The organism is Candidatus Anaplasma sp. TIGMIC (assembly GCF_028204095.1).
Taxonomy (GTDB): Bacteria; Pseudomonadota; Alphaproteobacteria; order Rickettsiales; family Anaplasmataceae; genus Anaplasma.
Map to the genome: position 1 here is coordinate 1 of NZ_JAQLOH010000057.1, position 3050 is coordinate 3050.

General features: G+C 47.1%; 2 protein-coding genes. Both read left to right on the top strand.

Annotated elements, in window-relative coordinates:
* Positions 1 to 137: 137 nt before the first annotated feature.
* Positions 138 to 1430 (top strand): MFS transporter, encoded by a 1293-nt coding sequence (locus PGW94_RS04440; RefSeq protein WP_271759040.1) that lies wholly within the window; start codon positions 138 to 140, stop codon positions 1428 to 1430.
* A gap of 688 nt (positions 1431 to 2118) precedes the next feature.
* Positions 2119 to 3050, top strand: a 932-nt coding sequence (locus PGW94_RS04445; RefSeq protein WP_271759042.1) for an MFS transporter, incomplete at its 3' end; no start/stop codon positions are given.

Consider the following 3050-nt stretch of genomic DNA (forward strand, 5'->3'; position numbering starts at 1 on the left):
TGCGTGACATTTTCACACAGTGCACGTGCATGGCCGTGGTCTGGCGGATTCACAAGGCACGCCGTGTGCATTAGGTGGAAACTTTTTGATACTGTGCAGCGGTCGTTGTGCATTAATTGCGACAATGGGGAGGTTTTATGAAGAAGATCAGGACGGGACGTGCCGTGTTGTCCACGATCATATGTAACACGCTAGTGTGGTATGATTACATATTGTTTGGGAGTCTGGCCGTTACTATAGGGGATTTGTTCTTCCCTCGAGATGATGCATATTCGTCTCTTCTTAGCAGCTTTTGCGTATTTGCAGTTGGTTTTTGCATGCGTCCTTTCGGGGCAAGTGTTTTCGGCCATATAGGCGACAGATACGGAAGGCGGGCAGCGTTAATAATTTCCATAATCGCGATGTCTGTGCCTATAGGGTTTATGGCGGTAATTCCGACATATGCAAGCGTTGGTGTTGCGGCACAGATATTGCTTGTGATATGCCGGTTGGCTCAGGGTTTTTCACTAGGTGGAGAAACAGGAAACGCTACGTTTCTAATTGAGCACGCAAAGAAAAACCAGGCTGGTTTATTCGGTAGTTTGGAAGTTCTCAGTGCTGTTTTAGGCTCAGTGCTCGCGTTAGCAGTGAAAATGGGAGCTAAGTACTTTACGGGCGACAACTTCGGTGTGTGGGGCTGGAGAATACCTTTCATCATAGGGTTCGTGATAGGGATAATTAGCATATACCTACGTAGTACTGCGGGAGAAAGCCCTGCATATGAGGAACAGGCTTCTAAAGAACATGGCGGTGTTATAGATGCACCGGTGCGTCATCTTTTTAGGCATTATCGCAGACCTTTGGTGCTTGCGATTTGTATTGACTGTATCGAAAACTGTTCATTCCATGTTTTCATGGTGTTCTTTATAAGCTACGTATCTAGCTTCTCTAGGTCGGTGGTAATAAACCCACAAGTCAGCGAAATGGTAGAGATAGTTAGTGTTGTTCTCAGCGGTGTGCTTACAGTTGCCTTTGGCGCATTGTCAGATGTCATAGGCCGAAAGAAGGTGATGGGATGTGCTTCGGCTGCACTGTTCTTTTTGGCAATGCCGGTATTCTGGCTCTTGAGTCAGGATAGCTTGTGGTCTGTAGGAATAGGTTACTTGTTGTTCGCAATACCTTTTGCTGCAACTCTGGGGCCGTCCAGTGCAGCAATGTCAGAGCTGTTTCCGACCAAAGTGCGTTACACTGGTTTTGGCATTTCGCGTAATGTGTCATCAGCACTGGGAGGTGGGCTTGCGCCTGCTCTATGTACGTGGCTTTTGCAGACCACTGGCTGGAAGGTGTCGCCGGGACTATGTGTCATGTTCTGGGCTATAGTAGCTTGCGTCGCACTGAGCAGAATCAAGCCTAGTGACATTCATCAAGACTGGCTTAAGACCGGTTCATGATTCTGAGAAGCTTATAGTTAATCGTATCTGAGCTTACTTGACTCGCCTACCAGCGTAATGGGGATCCGTAACAAACTGGATATGCAGGTCCCGTTTATATTATCCACCTTGGTCTTTCGGTAAATGGTACACACCGGCGTTCTGGGTGAGAAACTTAACTAAATGTAATGCGCTTACCTACTGCCGGGGGTTACTCTGAGTTCTATCCAACAAGAGTGCTGCTCTACGTGAACAGTTGGAAACGTACCTCACACAACTATGCATGCTGTAACTCGCCGTTACGTCGGATACTGACTATGGGGCATTACAAAACAGCACCGGCGCACTGAGCAAAAAGTTGTCCTTAGACCACCGACACAGTACACATACCTCATAATTACAGGAGGCTAATCTGACCCATCCGCTGTGTGTCCGCATAATATGGTCCGCCCGAAGAAGTGGAAGTTTTTTCAATAAGTTGATGACAGAAGTAACGTTGTTGAATAGAGTTGCTAGCGTGCAGTGTCTTTCAACTGTAAAGCGAATAGTGTTTTTGCGTTTAGCGTCAGCGATGCGTGATATTTCCACACAGTGTTCATATACGATAGTCGCACAGATAGCTCACAAGGTACACTATGCGCATTATTTTAGAAACTTTTTGGGGTACAGTGTAACTATTATCGTGCGTTAAACGCGGCGGAGGACATGTATGAAGAATATCGGTGTGGGACGCGCAGTGTCGTCCACAATCATATGTAACACGCTAGTCTGGTATGATTACGTATTGTTTGGGAGTATGGCCGTTACTATGGGGGATTTATTCTTCCCTCTAGATGATGCATATTCGTCTCTTCTTTGCAGCTTTTGTGTATTTGCAGTTGGTTTTTGCATGCGTCCTTTTGGAGCAAGTGTTTTCGGCCATATAGGCGATAAATACGGAAGGCGGGCTGCGTTAGTAATTTCCATAGTCGCGATGTCTGTGCCTATAGGGTTTATGGCGGTCATTCCGACATATGCGAGCGCTGGTATTACGGCACAGGTGTTGCTCGTAATATGCAGGTTGGCTCAGGGTTTTTCGTTGGGCGGAGAAACAGGGAATGCTACGTTCCTGATTGAACACGCAAAAAAAAATCAGGCGGGCCTTTTCGGCAGCTTGGAAGTGCTTAGTGCTGTTTTGGGCTCTGTCGTTGCATTAGCCGTGAAAATGGGGGCTAAGTACTTCACGGGTGACAACTTCGGTGTGTGGGGCTGGAGAATACCTTTCATAGTGGGGTTCATTATAGGAATAATAAGCATATACTTGCGGAGTACGGCCGGAGAAAGCCCTGCGTATAAGGAACAGGCTTCTAAAGAACATGGCGGGGTCGTAGATGCACCGGTCCGTTATCTTTTTAAGCACTGCCGCAGACCTTTGATGCTTGCTATTAGCATAGGTTGCGTGGAGTGCTGCGCGTTCCACGTGTTCACAGTATTCTTTATAAGCTACATATCTAACTTCTCTCTTGCCGTGGTAATAAATCCACATGTAAGTGAAATGATAGGGTTAGTTAGCGTGATTCTCAGCGGGGGGCTCACGGTTGCCTTTGGCGCATTGTCAGATGTCGTAGGCCGAAAGAAGGTAATGGGATGTGCTTCGGCTGC